Annotated in this window: 20 protein-coding genes; 15 read left to right on the top strand and 5 right to left on the bottom strand. The window is 73.9% G+C overall.

The genetic code is table 11. The features are described 5' to 3' along the window. The 13 genes from ACZ3YO_RS14180 to ACZ3YO_RS14120 all read left to right on the top strand — a co-directional run bounded on the left by ACZ3YO_RS14180 (window position 1) and on the right by ACZ3YO_RS14120 (window position 16,480). Window positions 1–1,200 carry an aminotransferase-like domain-containing protein gene (locus tag ACZ3YO_RS14180; protein WP_465569075.1) on the top strand — a complete coding sequence of 400 codons (1,200 nt, stop codon included), beginning with the start codon at window positions 1–3 and terminating at the stop codon, window positions 1,198–1,200. After that, window positions 1,197–3,611 (top strand): lantibiotic dehydratase, encoded by a 2,415-nt coding sequence (locus ACZ3YO_RS14175; RefSeq protein ID WP_465569073.1) that lies wholly within the window; start codon window positions 1,197–1,199, stop codon window positions 3,609–3,611. The genes ACZ3YO_RS14180 and ACZ3YO_RS14175 overlap by 4 nt, the downstream gene beginning before the upstream one ends. Beyond that, window positions 3,608–4,663, top strand: a complete 1,056-nt coding sequence (gene sbnA, locus ACZ3YO_RS14170) for a 2,3-diaminopropionate biosynthesis protein SbnA (protein ID WP_465569072.1) — start codon at window positions 3,608–3,610, stop codon at window positions 4,661–4,663. The genes ACZ3YO_RS14175 and sbnA overlap by 4 nt, the downstream gene beginning before the upstream one ends. Further along, window positions 4,660–5,691 carry a 2,3-diaminopropionate biosynthesis protein SbnB gene (gene sbnB, locus ACZ3YO_RS14165; RefSeq protein WP_465569071.1) on the top strand — a complete coding sequence of 344 codons (1,032 nt, stop codon included), beginning with the start codon at window positions 4,660–4,662 and terminating at the stop codon, window positions 5,689–5,691. Before sbnA ends, sbnB begins: the two co-directional genes overlap by 4 nt. Next, window positions 5,688–6,449, top strand: coding sequence for a 3-oxoacyl-ACP reductase FabG (fabG, locus tag ACZ3YO_RS14160; protein WP_465569069.1), 762 nt, complete (start codon window positions 5,688–5,690; stop codon window positions 6,447–6,449). The genes sbnB and fabG overlap by 4 nt, the downstream gene beginning before the upstream one ends. 61 nt (window positions 6,450–6,510) lie before the next feature. Beyond that, on the top strand, window positions 6,511–6,801 hold the full coding sequence (locus ACZ3YO_RS14155) for an acyl carrier protein (RefSeq protein WP_465569067.1): 291 nt from the start codon (window positions 6,511–6,513) through the stop codon (window positions 6,799–6,801). A 2-nt stretch (window positions 6,802–6,803) separates the two neighbouring features. Then, on the top strand, window positions 6,804–7,346 hold the full coding sequence (fabZ, locus tag ACZ3YO_RS14150) for a 3-hydroxyacyl-ACP dehydratase FabZ (protein WP_465569065.1): 543 nt from the start codon (window positions 6,804–6,806) through the stop codon (window positions 7,344–7,346). Window positions 7,347–7,390: 44 nt separating this feature from the next. Next, the gene (locus ACZ3YO_RS14145; protein ID WP_465569064.1) at window positions 7,391–9,457 is read left to right on the top strand and encodes a GNAT family N-acetyltransferase; all 2,067 of its coding nucleotides are present in this window, start codon (window positions 7,391–7,393) and stop codon (window positions 9,455–9,457) included. A 61-nt stretch (window positions 9,458–9,518) separates the two neighbouring features. Next, window positions 9,519–10,559 carry an aminomethyl transferase family protein gene (locus ACZ3YO_RS14140; RefSeq protein ID WP_465569062.1) on the top strand — a complete coding sequence of 347 codons (1,041 nt, stop codon included), beginning with the start codon at window positions 9,519–9,521 and terminating at the stop codon, window positions 10,557–10,559. Next, the gene (locus ACZ3YO_RS14135) at window positions 10,559–12,874 is read left to right on the top strand and encodes a beta-ketoacyl synthase N-terminal-like domain-containing protein (protein WP_465569061.1); all 2,316 of its coding nucleotides are present in this window, start codon (window positions 10,559–10,561) and stop codon (window positions 12,872–12,874) included. The genes ACZ3YO_RS14140 and ACZ3YO_RS14135 overlap by 1 nt, the downstream gene beginning before the upstream one ends. Window positions 12,875–12,885: 11 nt before the next feature. Beyond that, window positions 12,886–13,527, top strand: coding sequence for a 4'-phosphopantetheinyl transferase family protein (locus ACZ3YO_RS14130; RefSeq protein WP_465569059.1), 642 nt, complete (start codon window positions 12,886–12,888; stop codon window positions 13,525–13,527). Continuing rightward, window positions 13,524–14,747, top strand: a complete 1,224-nt coding sequence (locus ACZ3YO_RS14125; RefSeq protein WP_465569057.1) for a hypothetical protein — start codon at window positions 13,524–13,526, stop codon at window positions 14,745–14,747. Before ACZ3YO_RS14130 ends, ACZ3YO_RS14125 begins: the two co-directional genes overlap by 4 nt. A gap of 41 nt (window positions 14,748–14,788) precedes the next feature. Then, window positions 14,789–16,480: an MDR family MFS transporter gene (locus ACZ3YO_RS14120; protein WP_465569055.1), complete on the top strand. Its 1,692-nt coding sequence runs from the start codon at window positions 14,789–14,791 to the stop codon at window positions 16,478–16,480. A 34-nt stretch (window positions 16,481–16,514) separates the two neighbouring features. On the opposite strand, the gene ACZ3YO_RS14115 is transcribed toward ACZ3YO_RS14120, so the two are convergent. From ACZ3YO_RS14115 to ACZ3YO_RS14095, 5 genes are all read right to left on the bottom strand, one after another. Further along, entirely contained in the window at window positions 16,515–17,510 is a 996-nt protein-coding gene (locus tag ACZ3YO_RS14115; protein WP_465569053.1) for a LuxR C-terminal-related transcriptional regulator, read from the bottom strand. 241 nt (window positions 17,511–17,751) lie between these two features. Continuing rightward, window positions 17,752–19,659 (bottom strand): AfsR/SARP family transcriptional regulator, encoded by a 1,908-nt coding sequence (locus tag ACZ3YO_RS14110; RefSeq protein WP_465569051.1) that lies wholly within the window; start codon window positions 19,657–19,659, stop codon window positions 17,752–17,754. A gap of 100 nt (window positions 19,660–19,759) precedes the next feature. Continuing rightward, window positions 19,760–19,924, bottom strand: coding sequence for a hypothetical protein (locus tag ACZ3YO_RS14105; RefSeq protein WP_465569049.1), 165 nt, complete (start codon window positions 19,922–19,924; stop codon window positions 19,760–19,762). A 267-nt stretch (window positions 19,925–20,191) separates the two neighbouring features. Next, window positions 20,192–20,503 carry a hypothetical protein gene (locus ACZ3YO_RS14100; protein ID WP_465569047.1) on the bottom strand — a complete coding sequence of 104 codons (312 nt, stop codon included), beginning with the start codon at window positions 20,501–20,503 and terminating at the stop codon, window positions 20,192–20,194. Between the two features lie 370 nt (window positions 20,504–20,873). Further along, window positions 20,874–21,062, bottom strand: coding sequence for a hypothetical protein (locus ACZ3YO_RS14095; RefSeq protein WP_465569045.1), 189 nt, complete (start codon window positions 21,060–21,062; stop codon window positions 20,874–20,876). 149 nt (window positions 21,063–21,211) lie between these two features. On the opposite strand from ACZ3YO_RS14095, the gene ACZ3YO_RS14090 reads away from it, so the two are divergent. After that, window positions 21,212–21,646, top strand: coding sequence for a hypothetical protein (locus tag ACZ3YO_RS14090; RefSeq protein WP_465569043.1), 435 nt, complete (start codon window positions 21,212–21,214; stop codon window positions 21,644–21,646). 82 nt (window positions 21,647–21,728) lie between these two features. Continuing rightward, window positions 21,729–22,676 carry a hypothetical protein gene (locus ACZ3YO_RS14085; protein WP_465569041.1) on the top strand — a complete coding sequence of 316 codons (948 nt, stop codon included), beginning with the start codon at window positions 21,729–21,731 and terminating at the stop codon, window positions 22,674–22,676. Window positions 22,677–22,731 lie beyond the last annotated feature (55 nt).

Raw genomic sequence — 22,731 nt, 5'->3', positions numbered from 1 at the left:
ATGTGGACCGACACCAGACCCGCGGCCGAGATGCCCCGGCTCTTCGAGCGGGGCGGGGATCTGATCTCCTTCGCGGGCGGCCTGCCCGACCTGGACGTCCTCCCGCTGGAGGCGATCTCCGGTCAGCTCTCCCGACTCGTCCGGCTCGGCGGGAAGCTCGCCCTCCAGTACACCACCCCGCACGTCGCCAAGGCCCTCGTGCCGGCGATCGACGACCTGATGGCCCGTGAGGGCGCCCCCGTACGGGCCGCGAACCTCGTCCCCACCAGCGGCTCCCAGATGGGGCTGATGGCGGTGGCCCTCGGGCTCGCCGCGCCGGGCGAGAGCATCCTGGTCCAGACGCCCGCCTACCCGGGCGCCACCGCGGCCTTCCGCACCGCCGGCCTCACCCTGCACTCGGTGGCCGACGACCAGGACGGGACGGACCCCGCCGAGCTGCGCCGGACGGTCCTGGGCCTCCGTGCGGACGGGCGGACCGTGCGGCTGCTCTACTGCAACCCGACCAACCAGAACCCGACCGGCCGGACCCTCTCCGTCGAGCGCCGCAAGGAGCTGCTGGCGGTCTGCCAGGAGCTCGACCTCCTGCTGATCGAGGACAACCCGTACGGCCTGCTTTCCTTCGACGGCGGGACCACCACCGCGTTCCGGGCGCTCGACCCGGACCGGGTGGTGTACCTGGGAACCTTCTCCAAGATCTTCGCCCCCGGCCTGCGGGCCGGCTGGATCGCCGCCCCCGACCACGTCCTGCCGGCCCTCAGCCGCACCGCCGAGGTGATCGCCCTCTCCCCCTCCGCCCTGGCCCAGTCCGCCCTGGCCGCGTTCTACACCCGGTCCGGCTGGTCGGAGCTGATCGACGGTTACCGCGCGAGCTACCGGGAGCGCTGCGCCCTGATGGCCGACGCCCTGGAGCAGGAGCTCGGCACCTCGGGCCCCTGGACGTGGGAGCGCCCGAACGGCGGCTTCTACATCTGGCTGCGCCACCGCGAGGGCGTGGACACCGCCCGGTACGCCGCGGCGGCGGCCGAGCACGGGGTCTCCTTCGTGCCCGGCACCCACTTCAGCGTCGACGGTGAGCACGCCGACGGCCTGCGGCTCTGCTTCAGCCACGTGCCGAAGAAGAAGATCGCCGAGGGCGTCGCCCGGCTGGCCGCCGCACTCGCCGGGCCCGCGCAGGCGCCGGAAGGCGGGGAGGACCGATGACCGGCACCCTCGAAGCGACCGGCACCCCCGTGGCGGCCGCCACCCGTGAAGCAGCGACCGGCACCCGCGAACCCAAGACCGGCGCCGGCGAGACGGCCGCTGCCGTCGACTGGTCCGCGTTCGCCCCGTCCTACCGGCTGGGCAGCACCGACTGGCGGGTCTGGGGGGTCGGCCTGCTCCGCAACGCGGGCTTCCCGGTCTCCGGCGTGAACCTGCTCGGCGGCGAGCACGCCCCCCGTGCGGCGGCGCAGCTGGAGAGCGGCGCGGCCGGCCACGAGGCCTTCCTGGCCGCGTACCAGGCCGACTGCGACGCCGAGACGGCGCAGCTGGCCCGCCTCGCCACCGACGAGAAGGTCCGCCTGGCCATCGCCTGGCAGAACCGCACCGTCCACCAGATCCTCGACTCCCTCGCCTCCGGCAAGGGCAAGGAGACCAAGCGCCGGCAGCGCGAGCGCACCCTGGCCATGTACTGGCTGCGGTACTGCGCCAAGGCCGAGACGATCGGCTTCTTCGGCCCGGGGGCGTGGATCTCCGTCGGGCGGGGCCGGCAGGCCGTCGAGTTCGAGCACGGCCCCTCTCTCACCTCGGCGAGCCGCACGTCCTTCGAACACTGGACGGTGGCCGCGCTGGGCGACTGGATGGCCGGGCAGCCCGGGGCCCGCTGGTGGTTCCCGCCGGTGCTGCGGCCCGACGTCCACCTCGACGGCGACCGGCTGGTCATGTCGAACCGCAAGGTGGTGCGGCTGCGCGAGGACGACGCCGTGGTGCTGCGCCTGGCCGACGGCGACCGCAACGGCGAGGCCATCGCCGACGCGCTGGTCGCCGGCGGGCAGTGGGACGCGGCGACGGCGCGGGAGCGGGTGGACAAGGTCCTGAACCGGCTGCTCCGGCAGCGGGTGCTGGCCTGGGACGCCAACATCCCGGTCGACGTGCGGGCCGAGGAGATCCTGCGCAGGCGGGTGGCGGCCGTCGGCGACCCGGAGCTGTTCGTCCGGTTCGACGGGGTGCTCACCGAGCTCGGCCGGCTGCGCGACGGCATCGACCGCGCCGCCACCGCCGAGGAGCTGGTCGGGGCGCTCGACGAGCTCGACGCTTTCTTCGTGGCCACCACCGGGCAGGCCGCCTCCCGCGAGGAGGGCAAGGCGTACGCCGGCCGCACGCTCTGCTACCAGGACGCCCTCCGGGACTGCCGGATGGACCTGGGGCGGGACTTCCTGGACGGCATCGCCCGCCCGCTGACCCTGGTCGCCGACGCGGCGGACTGGTTCGGCAACCGGCTGGCCGAGCTGGTGGAGGCGGAGGTCGCGGCGCTGGTCCGGGCCGCCACACGGCGCCACGGCACGGTGACCCTGGCCGACGTCTGGCCGCAGGTGCTGGCCCTGTTCTGGGGCGAGCACAACGTGCCCGTCCAGGCCGCGACCCGCGAGCTGGCGCAGAAGTGGCGCGAGGTCATCGCGCTGGATCCGCAGGCCCCGCCGTCCGAGCACGTCCGGCTCTCCGTCACCGGGATCGAGGACCGCGCCCGCGCCGTCTTCGCCACCGGCCCGGTCCGCTCGCCGCACCTGGCCGTGCACAGCCCGGACCTCCAGGTGGTCGCCCCGTCCGTGGAGGCGGTGAACGCCGGCGACTACACGGTGGTCCTCGGCGAGCTGCACGCCTGCCTGGCCACCCTCGACCTGCCGTTCCTGGACTGGACCACCGACCGGGGGTCGCTGCGGGACAAGGTCAACGAGGCGATCGGCGCGCCGCGGCTGGTACCGCTGCTGCCGGTCGGCTGGAAGCGCAACAGCGGCCGGATGGTGCCCGCGCCGATCGGTGCCGGGGACCGGCTGATCGGCTTCACCCGGGCACCGTTCGACGAGCGCGACCGGATCGAGCCGGCGGCGTCCGTCACCCTGGCCGAGTCGGACGGCACCGTCACCGCCACCACGGCGGACGGGCGCACCTGGACCGTCCCGGAGCTGCTCGCGGTGCTGATCTCGATCATCGCCTGCGACGCCTTCAAGATCGGCCTCGACCGCAGCCACGCCCCCCGGGTCACCCTCGACGACCTCGTGCTCTTCCGCGAGACCTGGCGGCTGCCGGCCGAGGGCGTCGCCCTGGCCCCGAAGGCCGACCGCCACCGCGACTACCTGGCGGTGCGCCGCTGGGTGACCCGGCAGGCCCTGCCCGACCGCGCCTTCGTCAAGTTCCCCGAGGAGACCAAGCCCTCCCTGGTCGACTTCACCAGCCCGACGCTGGTGCTCTCCTTCGCCAACCTCGTCCGCCGGGCACGGCAGCTCGACCCCGACGCCGTCGTGACCGTCAGCGAGCCGCTGCCGGCCCCGGAGGAGTCCTGGCTGCCGGACGCCGCCGGCGAGCGCTACGTCAGTGAGCTGCGGCTCCAGATCAGCAGGAAGGTGCCGGAATGACCGTCCTCGTCCCCGACAGCGCGGCACTGCGGGTCCGCCCGCACCGTTCGTCGGAGCCCGACATCGTCGCCACGATCGGCGGGACCCCGCTGGTCGCCCTCGACCGGCTGTTCCCGCCCTCGCACTTCCAGGTGTACGCCAAGTGCGAGCGGTTCAACCCCGGCGGCAGCATCAAGGACCGCGCCGCCAAGTCGATGATCGAGCAGGCCATCAGGACCGGCCGGCTCGTCCCCGGGGTCTCCACCGTGGTGGAGTCCTCCTCGGGCAACCTCGGCATCGCCCTCGCCCAGCTCTGCAACTTCTACCGGCTCGACCTGATCTGCGTGGTCGATCCCCGGACCACCACGCAGAACCTCGCGATCATGCGGGCGTACGGTGCGCGGGTCGAGGTCGTCGAGCACCGCGACCCGGCCACCGGCGAGTACCTGCCGGCCCGGATCGGCCGGGTCCGGGAGCTGCTGGAGAGCGTCCCCGACGCCTGGTGGCCCAACCAGTACGCCAACGAGGACAACGCCCGGGCGCACCACACCACGATGCGCGAGATCTGCGAGGCGCTGCCGGGCGGCCCCGACTACCTCTTCCTCGCGGCCGGCACCTGCGGCACCCTGCGCGGCTGCGCCGAGTACATCCGCGACAACGGCCTGGAGACGAAGGTCGTCGCGGTGGACGCCGTCGGCAGTGTCATCTTCGGCCCGCCGGAGCCGTGGGAGAGCTCGCACAGGCGCACCATCCCCGGGCACGGTGCGGCGGTCGTCCCGCCGCTGCTGCTGCCGGGGCTCGCGGACCGGGTGGTCAAGGTGACCGACTCCGAGTGCATCCGCGGCTGCCACCAGTTGCTCGCCCAGGAGTCGATCCTGGCCGGCGGCTCCTCGGGCGCCGTGATCGCCGCCCTCCGGCAGGCCCCGGACTGGATCGAGCCGGGCGCCACCTGCGTCGCGGTGCTGCCCGACGGCGGCGACCGCTATCTCGACACCATCTACTCCGACCAGTGGGTGGAGTCCTACCTCCGGCAGTACCTGCCGGAGCACGACCAAGAAAGGAGTGAGTCATGAGGATCCTCGGCCGCGACGACGTCCGCGCAGCGCTGCAGGGCCTGGACTCCACCGTCCTCGACTCGGTGCGGACCGCCTACGTGCTGCACAGCCAGGGCCAGTCAGACCTCCCGTTCTCCACCTTCCTCCGCCCGCTCGGGCGGCCGGACTCCCGGATCATCGCCCTGCCCGCCTACCTGGGCGGACCGGCGCCGGTGATGGGCCTCAAGTGGATCTCGTCCTTCCCGGAGAACGTGAACCGGGGACTGCAGCGGGCCTCCTCGCTCTGCATCCTCAACGACCTGGAGTCCGGCTACCCGGTGGCCCTGATGGAGGGCAGCCAGATCTCCTCGGTGCGGACGGCGGCGAGCGCCGCGCTCGCCAGCGGTCTGCTGAACGCGGGCCGCCGGGTGCGCACCGTCGGGCTGATCGGCTGCGGCACCATCAACCACCGCGTCATCTCCTACCTGACGCAGGTCCACCCGGACATCGAGACGGTGCTCCTCCAGGACGCCTTCCCCGAGCGGGCCGAGGTCTTCGCCGGCGAGCTGGCCGCGGAGTACCCGGGCATCACCTTCGAGGCCGTCGACGTGGCCCGGGCCCTGAGCGCCGAGACCGTCTCCATCGCCACCACCGACTCCACCTACTGGCTCGACCTGGCCGACCACCCGGACCGGCCGCACGGCCAGGTGATCCTGCACCTGTCGCTGCGCGACCTGAGCACCTCCTCGGTGCTGGCCGCGTACAACGTGGTCGACGACGCCCAGCACGCCGTCCGCGAGCAGACCTCCCTGCACCGCGCCGAACAGCAGGCCGGGCACCGGGAGTTCGTCCACGCCGAGATCGGCGCCGTGCTGGACGGACGGACCGGCCCGGGCGACCTCGCCCGTACGGTCGTCTTCTCGCCCTTCGGCCTGGGCGTCCTGGACCTCGCGGTCGCCGAGGCCGTCCTGACCGCCGCCACCAAGGCCGGCCTGGGCACCGAGGTCGAGGGCTTCGACCCGGGCAGCCACAAGGTCACCTCGACGCTCGCCGGGGGTGCGGCATGAGCGCCCCGGGACGGCTCTTCGCCGAGGGCACCAAGGCCCTGGTCACCGGCGCCTCGCGCGGCATCGGCGCGGCGATCGCGGTCGCCCTGGCCGAGCACGGCTGCGACGTCGCCCTCAACTACCGCTCCAGCGCGGGGAAGGCGGAGGAGGTCGCCGAGCGGATCCGGGCGCTGGGCCGCAGCGCCCTGCCGGTCAAGGCGGACGTCTCCGACGAGGCCCAGGTGGCCGCGATGTACAAGGAGATCCGCGGCGCCTGGGGCAACCTCGACGTCGCCGTCCTCAACTCCGGGGTGACCGCCGACGGCCACATGGCGGCGATGAGCTCCGCGAAGTGGCAGGAGGTCATCGGCACCAATCTGACCGGCGCCTTCCTCACCGCCCGCGAGGCCACCAAGCAGATGTACGCGAGCGGCGGGTCGATCGTCCTGATCGCCTCCACCAGCGGCATCGCCGGCCGGGTCGGCCAGGCCAACTACGCCGCCAGCAAGGGCGGGGTGATCGCGATGGCCAAGACCCTGGCGTACGAGACGGCCGGCCGCGGCATCCGCGTCAACGTGGTGGCGCCCGGGTTCATCGACACCGACATGGTGAAGAAGGTGCCCCCGGCACAGCTCAAGGAGGCCGCCCAGGCGATCCCGCTCGGACGCATGGGGACGCCGGAGGAGGTGGCCCAGGCGGCCGTCTTCCTGGCCAGCCCGGCCGCGTCCTACATCACCGCCAAGGTCCTCACGGTCGACGGCGGAATGCTCTACAGCTGACCGACCTGCCCGCACGGCAGACGAACCGCCCCTCCATCAACTCCCCAGAAAGGGAACCCCCATGTCCGTCGCCACCTTCGAGGACGTCCGCGCCCAGGCCGAGCAGCGCCTGGAGAAGAACATGAAGATCAAGTCGATGATCATCGACCGCCTGGGCCTGGACGCCGAGCCGGGGGTCGTCTCCGACAACCAGCCGCTGTTCGGCCGCGGCCTGGAGATGGACTCGCTGGACACCCTGGAGATCGTCGTCATGATCAACAACGAGTACGACGTGCTGATCAGCGACGACGACTTCGAGGCCTTCGGCTCGATCAACGCCCTGGTCGACTTCATCGAAGCCCGCGAGGTCTGATCATGACGATCGCGCCGGAGACCGCGCCCGCGCCCGCGCGCCGGGCCGTGGCGGTCAAGGAGCCCAAGGCGGCCAAGGAGACCTTCGGTTACTCCTCGGACGACATCAAGCGGATGCTGCCGCACCGTTGGCCGATGCTGATGATCGACCGCGCGTACGACGTCGTGCCCGGCGTCTCCGGGCGCGGCATCAAGAGCGTCTCGGTGAACGAGCCGTTCTTCGCCGGCCACTACCCGGACCACTCGATCATGCCCGGCGTGATGATCGTCGAGGCGATGGCCCAGCTGGTCGCGGTGGTCTACGTGGCCGAGCTGCTGGAGTCGGAGAACGCCGGCACCGGCGACCCCTCGGCCAGCGTCGGCTACCTGGGCTCCATCAGCTCGATGAAGTTCTCCCGGCTGGTCGTCCCCGGCGACCAGCTCCGGCTGGAGGCCAAGCTCGGCCAGAAGCTGGGCGGGCTCCGCTCGGTCTCGGTCCGGGCCAGCGTCGGCACCGAGCTGGCCGCGGCCGGCTCGCTGATCGTCACCACCGAGCGCAAGGGCTGACCCCCGCCCCCACCCAGCGGAACCAGAAGACAAGGAGGTGTGGAATGTCCATCACGATCCGCCCGTACCAGGAGGGCGACGCGCATGACATCGCAGAGCTCTACAGCCGTCACCGCGACAACCCCAACCCGGTGGCCGGCGGGATCAGCGGCGACGAACTGGAGCGCGAGCTCGCCGAGCGCGACACGGCGACGTTCCTGGTAGCCGTCGACGACGGGCGTGTGGTGGGCACTTTCGGGCTGTTCCACAGCACCGGCCGGCGGTCCGCCCGGGCCGGCGAGCTCATCGCCGACATGTTCTTCGTCGCCCCGGCCTACCGCAACGGTGTGATCACCGGGCGGTTGTTCACCGAGGCGGTCGAGTGGATGATGCGGTGCGGCTGCCTCGTCCTGCGACTGACCGTCAACCCGGCCAACACCGTGGCGTTCAGGCTGTACCGCCGCGTCGGCTGCGTCTCCGTCGGCGAGACCGTGCCCGGCGAGGACGGCAACGTCGAGCTGCACAACTACATCCCGCTGATCCTGCGGAGCGTCTTCGCCGACCTCGACCCCGAGGCCGTCGCGGCCCTGGGCGGGCTGAGCAGCTTCGCCAACGTCGCCGGCGGCCGGGACGACGAACTCCGGTCCGACGTAAGGCTGGTGGACGGAATCCGCACCATCGCCTACGCTCTGGCCCTCGGCGAGTACCGGATCGACGCGAGCATCGACGTGGACCGCGGCCTGATGCTCGGCGCCGAACTCACCGCGCCGGACGGCACCACCCGGCCGCTGAGAATCGCCGAGCCGCCGTACCGGGTGAAGACCGCCCGGCAGACGCAGCCGCACCGGTTCGGGTCCGACGGCCTGGTCTGCGAGATCGACGGCGGCGACGGGACGGTGACCGTCCGCTCGGCCGGCCACCACGGACCGCTGCTCGTCTCCACCTGGCCCAGCTGCGAGGCGGACCGGTCGGCGGGCTGGCGCGAGGGCCAGCCGCGCGACCTCGACGTCGTCCCGGTCGAGAACGGGCTCCGGGTCGCCGAGCGGTCCGGGGAGGACGAGGTCGTCGGCACCATCACCCTGACCGACGGGGTGCTGAGCCAGGACTTCACCTTCACCACCCGGCCCGGCCGGATCTTCCAGACCATCGGGCTGCGGCAGGGCGTCTTCACCCTGTCCGACCCGGCGGACGGCACCACCGGGCGGCACCTGCTGGGCACCGGCATCGGCGTCCGCGACGCCTCCGAGGTGGTGGCGGCCGCCCAGGTCGCCCCGGCCGGCAGCGAACTCGCCTGGAGCGACACCACGACCCGGATCGAGGTGCCGGCCACCCGGCCGATCCGGCTGATCCACAGCGGCCTGATCGAGCGTCACCTGGAGCAGGAAGCGGACGGCGTGGCCCGGCTGCGCACGGTGTTCCGCACCGGCACCGACGCCGACGCCGGCACCGACGCCGAGGGCGCAGCACGCACCACCGCGGTGCCGCAGCCAGCCGCCGAGACCCGCAGGCTCCGGGTCCAGGCCTCCGCCGCGGGGGTCACCTCGTGGACGGAGGGCGCCGTCAAGGTCCTGCGCAGCCCGCACCCCCGCACCCGCGCCTTCGGCTGCAACCCGCGCTGGACGGCGGGGATGTGGGTCACCCGGGAGCACAGCCGGTTCAGCCGCGCCTCCGGCCTCGGCTGGGGCGTCCCGGCCGGCACGGAGTGGGAGGAGAAGCACCCGTTCGGCCTGGCCGCCCCGCAGGAGCGGATCGGCTGGGAGGTCTCCGCGCCGGAGTCCACCGCCGAGCCGGTCCGGGTCGACGTCCAGGCCCCCGGCGCCGAGGAGGAGATCGTCCTCTGGATCACCCCGAACACCCCCGCCCGCACCACCGTGGTGCTCGACTCGGCCGGCACCCGGTGGGAGCTGGACTCCCCGGACTTCCGGCAGGTCTGGGCCACCGCCGCCGCCGTCCGGCTCGCCGACGGCAGCTGGCTCGACGTCCGGCCGGCCCGGGAGGGCGCCGGCGAGGCGGAGATCGTCCTGCGCACCACCGCCTCGGGCCTGCTCATCGGCTGCGTGTCCGCGGCCACCGGGCCCGAAGGCGTCGACACGGCCTGGCAGTTGGCCGTGCACCGCGAACCCGTCATCTGATCCGCCGCTCCACCCCGCACTTCATCCCCTGGTCCATCCCCGTGAGAGGAACCCGCACATCATGACCACGACCGTTGCCGTGCCCCGCACCGCACAGGACGACTACACCACCGTTCGCACCGCCATCGGCGTCTACCGGATCAGCGCCCCGCTGGTGCGGGTCTCGGGCGGCGACCGCTACACCCTGCTCGACCGGTTCCTGGCCAAGTCGAGCGAGTACGTCGAGCCGGACTCCGTCCGCGAGGCCCTCGCGCTGAACGCCGACGGCACCCCGTTCGCGATCGTGCTGCACTTCGAGATCGGCGACGACTCCTGGCTGCTGCCGCGCACCCCGGTCACCACCGAGGCGCTGCGCAGCTACCTGGACGAGCTGGAGGCCCCCGAGGACGTCACCGTCGAGATCGAGCCCGAGGGCTGGGGCGCCACCGCGTTCGAGGGCCCGCGGGCCTGGGCGGCGGCCTCGGCGTTCGTCGAGTTCGACATCTCCGGCCTGACCCTGCACGGCGTCACCGAGTCCGCCGTCCCGTCCGACCCGACCGCCCTGGCCCACCTGGCCCGCGTCGGCACCACCGGCGAGTACGGCTACCTGCTCATCTCCAACGCGCCGCAGGCCGCCCACGAGGCCGCGGTCGCCGCCGTCCTGGCCGAGGGCGGCGCGGAGGTCGGCCCGGAGGGCCTGGCCCGCGTCCAGGCCGAGGCCGGCATGGCCGTCTACGCGGCCGGCTTCGCCGGTCTGCCCGTCCACGAGGCCGACCTCGCCTGGATGATCGACTGGAACCGGATCGGCGAGTTCACCGGCTCGGACGACCTGGTCAAGCCCACCACCGAGCTGGCCCGGATGACCGCCCTGGCCGCCCCGGCCGGCACCGGCTTCGCCGTCGGCACCGAGGTGACCGCCGGTGGCCGGAGCGTCGGCACCGTCCTCTGGCAGGCCCCGGCGGCCAACCCCGACGAGGAGCTGGTCCTCGCCCTCCTGAACGCCCCGTTCTGGGTCCCCGGCCTGGAGCTGGCGGCGCAGAACGAGGACGGCACCGAGAGCCCGCTGCGCACCGTCACCCTGCCCCGCGTCATCGCCCGCTCGCTCACCACGAGGATCTCCTGATGACCACCGAGCGCATCGCCCTCACCGGCCTGGGGCTGATCACGGGGGCCGGGGACGACGTCGAGAAGAGCTGGTCGTCCATCTCCGAGGGGGTCTCGGGCATCAAGACCAACACCCTCTTCGACACCGCCGAGCTGCTGACCGACTGGGCCGGCATGGTCACCGCCGAGCAGCCGGCCGACCTCGACCGCTGCTACAGCCTGGCCGCCACCGCGATCCGGGAGGCGCTGCGCGACAGCGGCCTCGACCTGGACACGGTCGACCGGGACCGGGTCGCCGTGGTGGTCGGTTCCAGCCTCGGCGCGATGCCGACGCTGGAGAGCGTCCACCGGGGCCTGGTGCTGGGCGGCGAGCTGGACGCCCCGCAGGCCGCCTCCTCCCAACTGCCCTGCGTGGGCGACTACATTGCGGCCGAGTTCGACCTGCGCGGCCCGCGGGTGGTGCTCTCCAACGCCTGCGCCGCCAGCGCGGTGGCCCTGGGCTACGCGGCGGAGCTGCTCTGGAAGGGCGACGTCGACTACGTGATCTGCGGCGGCGTCGACCCGCTGGCCGAGCTCTCGGCCTACGGGTTCAGCGCCCTGGGCGCCCTCGACCCGGAGCCCTGCTCCCCGATGTCGGCCTCCACCGGCCTGACCCTCGGCGAAGGGGCCGGCTTCATGGTCCTGGAGGCCGCGGACCGGGCGGCCGCACGCGGGGCCCGCGCCCTGGCCGAGCTCGGCGGGTACGGCCTCTCCTGCGACGGCTACCACCAGACCGCGCCGGACCCGAGCGGCAAGGGGGCCGCCGCCGCCATGGCGCAGGCCCTGGAGACGGCCGGCCTCGGCCCCGAGGACGTCGACTACGTCAACCTGCACGGCACCGGGACGCCGGCCAACGACGTCTCCGAGCCCAAGGCGGTCAAGCTGCTGTTCGGCTCCGAGGTGCCGCCGGCCAGCTCCACCAAGTCGATGCTCGGCCACACCCTCGGCGCCGCCGGGGCGGTCGAGGCGATCGTCAGCACGATGGCGATCGACCGCGGCACCCTGCCACCGACCGTCAACTCCCGTGGCGTGCCCTCCCCGTTCGGGCTGGACATCGTCCCCGACACCGGCCGCCCGGCCGACCTCGGGGTCGTGGTCTCCAACTCCTTCGCGTTCGGCGGCAACAACGCCACCGTGGTCCTCAACCGGCCGGGCCGGCCGAGCCGGGGCCCGCGGCGCACCGCCCCGGTGCAGGGCGTCGTGGTGACCGGCGTGGCCGGTCTGGCCGGCTCGGCCGGCTCCACCGCCGAGCTGACCGCCGCCCTGGCCGAGGGCCGGGCCGGCTTCACCGGCCTGGAGCACGTCGAGGGCATCGGCGAACGGCCGATCGGCCGGGTCGACGTCAAGGCCGCCTCCCGCAAGCTCAACCCGAGCCGGGCCCGCCGGATGGACCCGCTGGGCCTGCTCGCCGCCGCGGCCGTGGGCGACCTGTACGAGCGCCACGGCAAACCCTCGCGGGCCGAGGCCGAGGGCACCGGCATCGTCTTCGCCACCGGCTACGGCCCGGTGACCTCGGTGCTCCAGTTCCACCAGGGCGTCATCAGGCAGGGCATCACCGGGGCCAACCCCGCGATGTTCGCCAACACCGTGGTGAACGCCGCGGCCGGCCACGTGGCGATGCTGCACCGCTACCGCGGCTACACCGCCACCATCGCCAACGGCGGCACCAGCTCGGTCCTGGCGCTCCAGCTCGCCGCCCGGGTGATCGCCCGCGGCGCCGCGGACCGGATCATGGTCGTGGTCGCCGACGAGTTCCCCGAGCAGGCCCTGGCCACCCAGGCCCGGCTGCCCGGGTACGCGCGGACCGCCGAGATCGTCCCCGGCGGCCGTACCGGGACGGTGCTCAGCGAGGGCGCCGCCGCGATCCTGCTGGAGAGCGAGGCGTCGGCCGCCGGCCGGGGCGCGTCCGTCCTGGCCTCGGTGAAGGGCTTCGGTGCCTCCGGCGAGTCGGTGGGCATCGGCCGGATCGGCCGGGACGGCGAGGCCTGGGCCCGCGCCCTGCGCGCCGCGATGGCCGAGGCCGAGTCCTCCCCCGGGGAGATCGACACCGTGGTGTCGGCCGCGTCCGGCTACAGCCTGGTCGACCTCGCGCAGTCCCGGGCCCTGGGCCTGGCCGGGCTGGCCGACCGCCCGACCGTGGCGCCGAAGGCGCTGCTCGGGGAGACGTACGGCAGCGCCGGTGCGCTGGGCCTGGTGGCCGCGCTCGGCAGCGGGACGCAGCCGGGACGGCTGTTGCTGTCCAGCTTCGCCTACGGCGGCAGCTACGCCGCGGCAGTGTTCGACGCGAGGCCCTGATGGGCACGGCGTTGACGGACGCAGCGCCGGGGGAGGGCCGGGCCGGCGGGGCGGGGATCGACTGCCTCGTCACCCGCCACCCCCACCAGCCGAGGGACCGGATGGGCAACCGCCTGAGCGACGCCGGCCGCTGGCTGATCACCGGGGCGGTCGGCCGCCTGTACGGGCTGACCGTCACCGGGCGCGACCTCGCCCGGGACGAACACCGGCGCTGGAGCCTGCCGGCGTACGGCCTGACCGCCTCGGTGGCGCACTGCGACGGGTTCAGCACCGTCGCCCTCTCCACCGGCCCGCAGGTGGGGGTGGACCTCCAGGACCACCGGGACCGCCCGTACGCCATGCAGTGGCTCGGCGCCCTGCTCGGCAAGCCTGGCGAGGAGCCCGCGACGATGCGGGACTTCGCCGAGTGCGAGGCGCTGATCAAGGCCTCGCACATCCGCAAGGAGACCTTCGCCGGCGTCCGGCTGCCGGCCTGGCAGCCGGGCTGGCGCCCGACCAACGTGGGGTACCTGGTGCGGTCGGCCGTCCTCGGCCGGGGCCTGCACCTGGCCCTCGCCGCCGATGCGGCCGCCCCGGTCCGGTGGTGGTGGCAGGCCGGCCCCACCGAGCACGCCACCCGCACCGACGTCCTGACAGGGGAGCCAGCAGCATGACCGCCACCGCGACGGAGACCAGCACGGCGCAGAACAGCACGGCGCGGACCACCACGGCGCGGACCACCACCGCGACGGCCGCCCGCCCGTACACCCGCCGGATCTCGCAGATCGAGCGCGGCTACCTGAACGCCGCCGCCACCGGGACGCCCCAGCTGATCCAGATGGTGATCGAGGGCGAGGGCCGGATCGACCCGGACCGCCTCCGGGAGGCCGTCCGGGTCGCCACGCTCGCCGGCCCGGGGCTCGCCGTCCGGCGGCGGGGGGCGTCCTGGCGCGCCGACGGAACCGTCCCGCCCGTCGTCGAGCTGCCGGCCACCGCCGGGTTCGACCACCCGTTCTTCCACCGCGACCTGGACGTCGTGGCCGGCCCGGTCTGCGAGGTCGGCCTCGCCGACGGGCCGGTGACCACCCGGCTGGTCATCCGGGCCAGCCACATCGTCACCGACGGCCGGGGGCTGCGGCACTGGATCGAGGACGTGTTCCGGGTGCTGCGCGGCGAGGAGCCGGCCGGCGCCGCCGCCACCGTCGACGACACCCACTTCCGCACCGCCGCCGGCACCGTGCGCCCCGCGCCGGCCCCCGCCCGGGTCGAGGGCTTCCCCGCGATCCTCGGCAGCGGACCGGCCGACGGCACCCCTCTCTGGCTCCGGCGGAGCGTCCCGGCCTGCCCGTCCGCGGTCACCGCCCGGGTGGCCGCCGCCGTCTCCCGCCGGCTGGCGACCGCGAGCGGCCGGCTGATCGTCCCGGTGGACCTGCGCCGGCACGACCGCTCCGTGCGCTCCACCGCCAACCTGACCTCCCAGCTGGTCCTCGACCTCAAGCGGGACGACAGCTGGAACCGGCTGCACGGCCAGCTCCTCGCCGCGATGCTGCGCAAGCGCGAAGTGGCCGTGCTGGACCGGGACTTCCTGCGCAGCAACCCCTTCGCCAACTCCCTGCGCGAGGCCCAGGAGCTGGACGGCGACACGTTCCCCTGCACGGCGATCCTGACCGACCACGGCCGGATCGACACCGAGCTCTACCGCACCGACCGGTTCCGTCCCACCGAGTACTTCACGCTGCCGATGCTCGTGCCCTACGCCGAGATGTTCCTCAGCACCTGCCGGATCGGCGACCGGACCGAAGTGACCCTCTCCTGCCGCGACCGCCCCGGCGCGCGCGAGGCGAGCGAGGCGATCCTCGACGAGGTCGAGCGCGGCCTCGTCGACGCGGACTGACGTGGCTCAACCACCCTGCTGACGATGAAGGAAGCCCGAAGATGCCGACAACCAAGCTGAGCACCAAGGAAGCGCCGAGCCCGCCCGAGCCGCTGGACCTCGCTGCAGAGCTCCCGGCCGAGCCCGCCCCGGTGGAGGAGCCGGCCGCCCAGGCCGAGGCCGTCTCCGATCCCGCGGCCGAGGCCGGACCTGCCGCTTCGTCAGACCACGTGGCGGAGGAGGCGGAGAAGGCGCCGGAAGCCGAGGCCGAGCCCGACGCCACTCCCGAGGCCAGTCCCGGCGCCACTCCCGAGGCCGCCGGGACCCCCGGGCCCCCCGAGCCCTCCGAGGCCTCCGGACCGTCCGCCTCCGCCCTGCTGACCATGGCCGCCGCCATCACCGGCGGCTTCCTCGCCCTGCTCGACACCACCATCGTGAACGTGTCGATCGAGGACACCACCGCCCGTTTCGGCGGCATCAACCAGGTGCAGTGGGTGGTCACCGCCTACCTGATCGCCCTCGCCGCCGTCATGCCGGCCACCGGCTGGCTGGCCACCCGATTCGGCGCCAAGCGCGTGTTCGCCACCGCGACCGCCCTGTTCGCCCTGGGCTCGGTCGGCTGCGCGGCCAGCCAGACGCTCACCGAGCTGATCGCCGCCCGCGGCCTGTCCGGCGCCGCCGCCGGTGTGCTCACGCCCGTGTCGACCATCCTGCTCACCCGCGGCGTCCCGCGCGAACACCTGGGCCGGGTCCAGGCGTTGAACGGCAGCGTGATGCTGATCAGCCCGCTGCTCGGGCCGACCATCGGTGGTCTCCTGGTCGCGGCCGGCGGCTGGTCCGCCGTCTACCTGATCAACATCCCGCTCTGCCTCGCCCTGTTCGCGGTCACCCTGCGCTGGGTGAGGAAGGACGCCCCGGACGGCCGGAGCGCCCGGCCGCTGGACGTGGTGGGGCTGCTCTCCTCGGCGACCTGCACGGTCTGCACGGTGCTGGCCATCCACGAGTTCGCCGAGAAGGGCGCGACCGCCTCCGCCGTCCTGCTGGTGCCGCTGGCGCTCGCCGTGGTGAGCGGCGCGGTGTTCGTCGTCCGCGAGCTGCGCACCCGGTTCCCGCTGCTCGATCTACGCCTGTTCAAGAACCGCGTCTACGCGACCGCGGTGATCAACGTGTTCTGCCTGGGCTTCGTGCTGTACTCGCCGATGATGCTCATCCCGCTGTACTTCGAGAGCGCGCGCGGCGAGACCTCCGTGACGACCGGTCTGCTGATGTCCACCGGCGGCCTCGGCGTGGTGACGGCCGCCTGGCTGTCCCGCGTCCTGCTCAGGAAGCTGGGCGGCGGCGCCACCGTCGTCATCGGCATCACGCTGACGATGCTCGCGACCGCCCCGCTGACCGCGCTCTCCCCGGACACGTCCTACCTGCTGATCTGCGCCAGCCTGGTGGTCCGCGGCCTGGGCACCGGGCTGACCATCGTGCCGACCATGACCCGGGCGTTCCAGTCGATCCGTCAGGAGTCCATCCCGGACGCCTCGTCGCAGCTCAACCTGACCCAGCGGATCGGCGGCGCGCTGGCCATCGCGGTGGTCACGGTGGTCCTCACCCGGGCCGCCGAGGAGCGCCACGGGCTGGTGCCGGCCGCCTTCGCCCACTCCTTCGGCTGGCTGCTGGGGGTCTACGCGCTCACGCTGATCCCCGCCCTGGCGCTGCTCGCGGCGGACCGCCGGGAGGCGCGCCAGGGCGGCTCGGACGCTTGACGCCTGCTGCCCGTAGGCGTCCGGACGTCCGGAGTCAGCGAGTGGCGGGGAGCCAGCCGTCCTGGACGGCGTGCACCCCGGCCTCGAACCGGCTCCGGGCGTCCAGGCGTTCCATCAGGTTGGCGGCGAACCGCCGGGCGGTCCGCGGTGAGACCCCCATCCGCTTGGCGATCGCCTCGTCGGTGTAGCCCTGGGCGAGCATCTTGAGCACGGCGTGCTCCTGCGGCGGCATCCCGTTCGCGTCGCACTTCGGGGTGTCGCCCACCGGGATGGCGGTGCTCCACACGCCCTCGAACAGCGCGCACAGGGCCGCGACCGTCCCGGCCCCGCGCAGCACCACGGCGCCGGCCCGGGTGTTGTCGGTGTCGATCGGCAGCACCGCCTGGCGCTGATCGAAGATGATCATCCGGATCGGCAGGTCCGGGACGGTACGGACCTGCCCGCCATGGGAGTTGAGCCAGGTCACGTGGTCCAGAGTCGGCCGGTGGTTGCGGACGCTGTCCAGGTAGACCGTCCGCATCTGCACCCCGCGTTCGAGCAGCGCGGAGTTGGGCTCCCGGCTGGCCCGGAGGTCCTCCTCCGAATGGGCGCCGCCCGGTGCGAAGGTGGCGACCTCCTGCCGGGCCGATGCGGCCAGCTCCGCCAGCCGTTCGCGGATCGCCTCCGGTCCGATCAGCTGCTCCGAGGCCTCGTCGGTGGCGGCCGGACGCAGCGCGGAACACTCGGCGATCAACTGGGCCGCGGCGGCGCGGGAGGCCTCCACCCGCATCTGCTGGGCCGCCAACTCCGCCTGCTGGCGGGCCAGCAGGACCTCCATCGCGGTCTCCGGGCCGACCGCCCGGAACCCTATCCCCTCCCGGGCCGAGGGCTGGATCAGCGCGAGTTCACTGAGCCTGTCCAGGCCGGTGCGGACTCGCTCCTCGGTCAGGCCCAGTCCGGCCGCGAGTGCCGCGACACCACCCCGCGGATTGCTGAGCATTCCCCGGTAAATGGCCTCGGCCTCGGCGTCGAGCCCCAAAACGTCCAGCATTGATGGGATCTCCCTCGATCAGCGCCAGCGGTTCATCAGGAAGGAGAGCTTACTGACCTTGAGTAGCCGTGTGCTGACTCCGGCGTTCCCAAAAGATGTCGGGTTCACGGGCCGTCCGGACGGCGGGGGTCGATCGGCGGGAGGCGGCAAGCCGGGTCCGGACGGCCGGCATCGGAGGGGCGGTATCAGAGGGCCGGATCGGAGGGCGGGATCGGGGAGCCGGGCGGAAAAGCCCCCCCTGCTACACCGCGTCGAGCAGAGCCGCCTGCCCCACCGGACCGACGTGCGACGGGAATTCGGCGACCGCCCCCTCGACGAGCAACTCGCGGGTGCAGTCCCGCACCAGACGGTGGAACGAGAAGAGGGCCGGCGTCTCCTGCCGGATGAGGTTGTTCTCGAAGAGCACGTCGACGTAGCACTCGACCTCGTCGGCGGTCAGCCCGGTGATGGCCGCCGCCCGGGCGAGGTCGAAGGAGGCGGCCGGGTGCAGGCTGATCAGCCGGCTGAACCGCTGCTGGGCGCCGTCGAGATGCTGGTAGGAGGCCCGTAGCAGGGACATCACGTCGCGGTCGGCGGTCTGCAGGCACCGCGCCCGGCGGGCCGTGCTCGCCAGCCGGTCCACCAGGTCGGCGACGTCCCAGGCCGGACGGTCGCGCAGGCGGGTCGCGGCGATCCGGACGGCCAGCGGCAGGTGGCCGCAGAGCTCGACCGCCTCCGCCACCCGGGCCGGCTCGCGGGCCACCCGGTGCTCGCCGGCGATCCGGCCGAACAGCGTCACCGCGTCCCCGGGCGGCAGCACGTCGAGGGGGAGGGTCAGCGCGCCGTCGAGCGCGGTGAGCTTGCGCCGACTGGTCACCAGCACCAGGGAACTGCCGGTGCCCGGCAGCAGCGGCCTGACCTGGGCGGTGTCCGCTGCGTCGTCGAGGACGACCACGCAGCGCCGCCCGGCCAGCCGGGAGCGCCAGAGGCCACTGCGCTCCTCCAGGCCGTTCGGGATCTCGTCCGGGGCGAGGCCGTCGGCCCGCAGCAGCGCGGCGAGCGCCTGCTCGGGCGGCAGCGGCCGCCGCGTCGCGCTGAAGCCGTCCAGGCCGATGAAGTACTGCCCGTCCGGGTAGTCCGGGGTGGCCCGGTGGGCGACCCGCACCGCCAGGGTCGTCTTGCCGACCCCGCCCATGCCGTCGATCGCGAGCATCAGGGGCGTGCCGGCGGGCCCCCGGCCGACCGCGCCCAGCAGGGTGTGCAACTCGGCGGCGCGGCCGGTGAAGTCGGTGAGGTCGTGCGGGAGGCAGTTGCGGTGGTTGCGGGGCTCCGGCGGCGTGGCCGCGACGGGCACCGCTCGGCCGTCGGGTCTTGGCGGGTGCTGCGCCGCGGCGCGGTCCATCGTGGTGCCGGGGCCCGCGGGGCCGTGGACGCCGGGGGCGTCGGCGAGGATCTCCGCCTGGAGCGCCCGGAGTTGGGGGCTCGGTTCGAGGCCGAGCTCGTCCGCGAGGAACCGCCGGCCCTCGTCGTAGACGGCGAGCGCGTCGGCCTGCCGGCCGCTGCGGCACAACGCGATCATCAGGCTGCCGCGCAGCGAGTCCCGCAGCGGGTACTCCGCGAGCAGCGCGTGCAACTCGCCGACTAGGGAGCTGGATTCGCCGACCTTCAGGCGCAGCGCCATGAGGTCCTCGATGGCGGTCAGGCGCTGCTCGTTGAGCTTGACCGCGGCGCCGGTGACCGCGGGGCAGTGGATGCCGGCGAAGGCGTCACCGCGCCAGAGGTCCACGGCCGACTGCAGCAGCCGGATCGTCTCGGCCGGCCGGCCCTCGCGCTCGGCCGCCCTGGCCTCGCGGACCCGGCTGGTGAAGCGGTGGGCGTCGACGGCGTCCTCGGGGACGACGAGCCGGTAGCCGACGTCCACGGTGACCAGCCGGCACTCGCTGGAAGCGGACAGGACGCGGCGCAGATCGCGGATCGCGTTGTGCACCTGCGGCCGGGCCGACAGCGGCGGGTCCTCCCACAGCTCGTCCACCAGCACGTCCATCGGGACGACCCGGTTGGCGTTGAGGAGCAGCAGCGCCAGGAGCCTCTGCTGCCGCATGCCCCGGACGTCCACCAGTTCGCCCGACTGGCGCGTCTCCAGCGCGCCCAGAACCAGGAATTCCATCATCTTCGCCCCCGTTGTGCTTCGCCCGAATGCAGCGCCCATTTCCGGGAGCTGCCGGTCATCTCCGTGACATCCGGCCGGTCTGCATGACTGCCGGGACTCGTCAGCCCCAGGTGACGTCGTCGAGGCGGTCGTTGTTCGCGGCGATCTGGACGGCGGCGACTTCGTGCGAGGTGTTCTCGGAGAAATCCGCGACGGCCGTCATGGTGATCCCGCCGAAAGCGATGAGCGCGAGAGCGACGAACTTGGAGACACGGGTGGCCAGCATGGGTTTCTCCTCCAATGATTTCCGCATTCTTCCCGGAGAGATCTCCCGGGGTCCTCGCCGGCGTTCGCTCCTGCCGACATCTCTACTGTGCTGGACGGCCGGGCCGGAGGGAACAGGAGTCGGCTGGACGGAACATGCACTGTCCTAAGCCGTCCACCCCGGGCCTTCGACGGCCGGCCCCCGCCCCTCGGGCGCAGCGCCTCGACACCCGTACTGACCTGCGATGACGTGTCCGGACGGAGCCGTGGTGACGGCGGCCCGAAGCGGTCATTCGAGGCCCCACCACGAGCCCGGCACCAGGGCCGCGCCGACGGACAGGACGGCGAAACCGGCCAGGTCGGGGTGGTCGGCCACGGCGCGGGCCGACACGCGCGCCGCGCCCGCCTCGGCCTCGGCCAGGTCGGGCGCCAGGCTGAAGAACCCGAGCGTCACGCCCCCCGGCCCGTCGGGATGGACCGCGACGTGCTCCAGGCTGTCGCGCTCCTCCGCGCAGGAGCTGATGATTCCCGCCAGGCCGGGCGGAACGGCCGTGCCACCGGGGGCCCGGAGGCGCACATGGATGAGGTACATACGCTCCATCTTCGGCTCCGGAATTCCGTACTCGGGCCGGTCGGCGTAGACGGTTTATGCCATGGCATAAACCGTCTACCCCGGAATCAGTACGACAAATTGCCCTCGGACTGGCCCCATCGATTCGAACACGGGCGATGTCCGCGCAGGTCAGGCCGGATGGACGGAAGAGGACAACCCGAGATCATCGAGGCGCCCGGGAGGTGAATCCCCGGCCGCCCGGGGCCGGGACCGTCCACGCCGGCGCGCCGGCGTGGACGGTCCCGGCCGGCGCGCCGGCGCACGACGGAACGCACCGGACGGCCTACGGCAACGGGCGGCCGCCCGTGGACGCGCGCACCACAGCGGCCGCCGGCGGCAGCCCGCCGGACGGCCGCCGTCAGGGGTGGGGGCGGGTGCGCTGGGTGGGGAAGGGCGGCGGCGTGGTGGCGCGGCGGCGGGCGATCTCGGCGAGGGTGTCGACGATGATGTCGCCGATCAGGACGGGATCGCGCCGGGTGTCCGGCGTCCACGGCCGGTCCGGGGCGGTGGTCGGTGGGCGCTCGTCTTCGAGGTGGCGAGGTGGCATGGCTCTTCCTGCCGACGGGGTGGCCGTAAGCGGTCATGCCCATCCGCGCCGGTAGGGACACCCCGGGCGGGGCCGAATCGGCCGGAAACCTCGGCCCGGGGGCCGAAACGTACGCGATCCCCATACGGGTTGGGGGTATTGTCGGCCGGGTGACGGCTGGCGGGCGGCGGGTTGTGCGGCAGAACGGCGGGCGGGCGACCGCCCGGCTGCTGCTGCTCTGCGCACTGCTGGCCGGACTGTTCCTGATGCACGGCTCGCCGACCTCGGCCGGCGGCTGCCACGAGCCGGAGCCCTCCGCGGCGGTCGCGGCGCCCGTCCTGGTGCAGCACCACGGCGGGCCGGACACCGGCCCCAGCCTGGCCGGGCCGCGGGCGCACGGCGGCGACCGGCCGGCCGTCTCCTGCGTGTCGGCCCGGGACCGGGACGGCGCCCAGCTGCCCGCGCCCGGCCCGCATGCCCTCGCGCCGGCCGCCCTCCCGCTCGCCGCCCTCGCCGGACCGCGCCGCCGGCCGGCCGACGGCCCGCGGGCACCGCCCGCCGCCGGGCGGCACCTGCTGCTCCGGGTGTGCGTCGCACGGACGTGACCGGGCCCGCGCCGGAGCTCCCCGCGAAGGGAGTCCGGGCGCGCCGCGTCCTGCCCGTACACACCGGAAGCGAACCCACCAGATGTCCCTCCCCACCCGTACCCGCCACCGCGCCCTGGCGCTCGCCGCCCTCTCCCTCACCCTGGCCGCCTGCGGCTCCGACGCGATGAGCGGGATGGACCACGGCGCGAGCCCGGCGGCGGCCACGTCGCCCGCCGGCACGGCCGCCGGCGGCCACCAGGGCCACCGGATGCCCGGTGCCGACGCCGCCGGCACCCCTGCCTCCGACGCCCCTGCCGCCGGCACCGCCCCCGGGCTCGCCGCCGAGCGGAACGGCTACCGCCTCACCGGCGCCACCGAGACGCTCACCGCCGGCGCCCCCGCCGAGTACCGGTTCGCCGTCACCGGCCCGGACGGCAAGCCGGTCACCGCGTTCCTGACCGACCAGACCAAGCGGATGCACTTCTACGCGATCCGCTCCGACCTGACCGGCTTCCAGCACCTGCACCCCGAGATGGCCGCCGACGGCACCTGGACCGCCCCGCTGGCCGCACTCACCGCCGGCACCTGGCGCCTCTACGCCTCGTTCGTCCCGGACAGCGGCGCCGGCCGGGGCACCGGCCTGGTGCTCAGCCGGACGGTGACCGTCCCCGGCGAGGGAGCGGCGGCCGCCGCCGAGCTGCCCGCCCCGACCGGCACCGCGACCGTGGACGGGTACACCGTGGCGGTCGCGGGCACCCCGGTCGCCGGGAAGGCGGGCGAGCTGGAGGTCACCGTCAGCAAGGACGGCAAGCCGGTCACCGACCTCCAGCCCTACCTGGAGACCTTCGCCCACCTCACCGCCTTCCACGCCGGCGACCAGGCGTTCGCCCACCTCCACCCGGAGGCGAAGGCCGAGGCGGGCGGCGCCGGCGGACCGACCCTGGCGTTCCACGCCGAGCTGCCGGCGGCCGGGGACTGGCGGCTGTTCCTGCAGTTCCAGACCGGCGGGCAGCTGCACACCGTCGGCCTGACCCTCAGGGCCGGCTGAACCCGTCCGCGCCGGGAGGCCGCCGCAGCAGCGGTGACCTCCCGGCGGCGGTAGG

Source organism: Kitasatospora sp. NPDC022785, from assembly GCF_055561295.1.
This window is presented reverse-complemented; position numbering and strand designations above follow the sequence as displayed.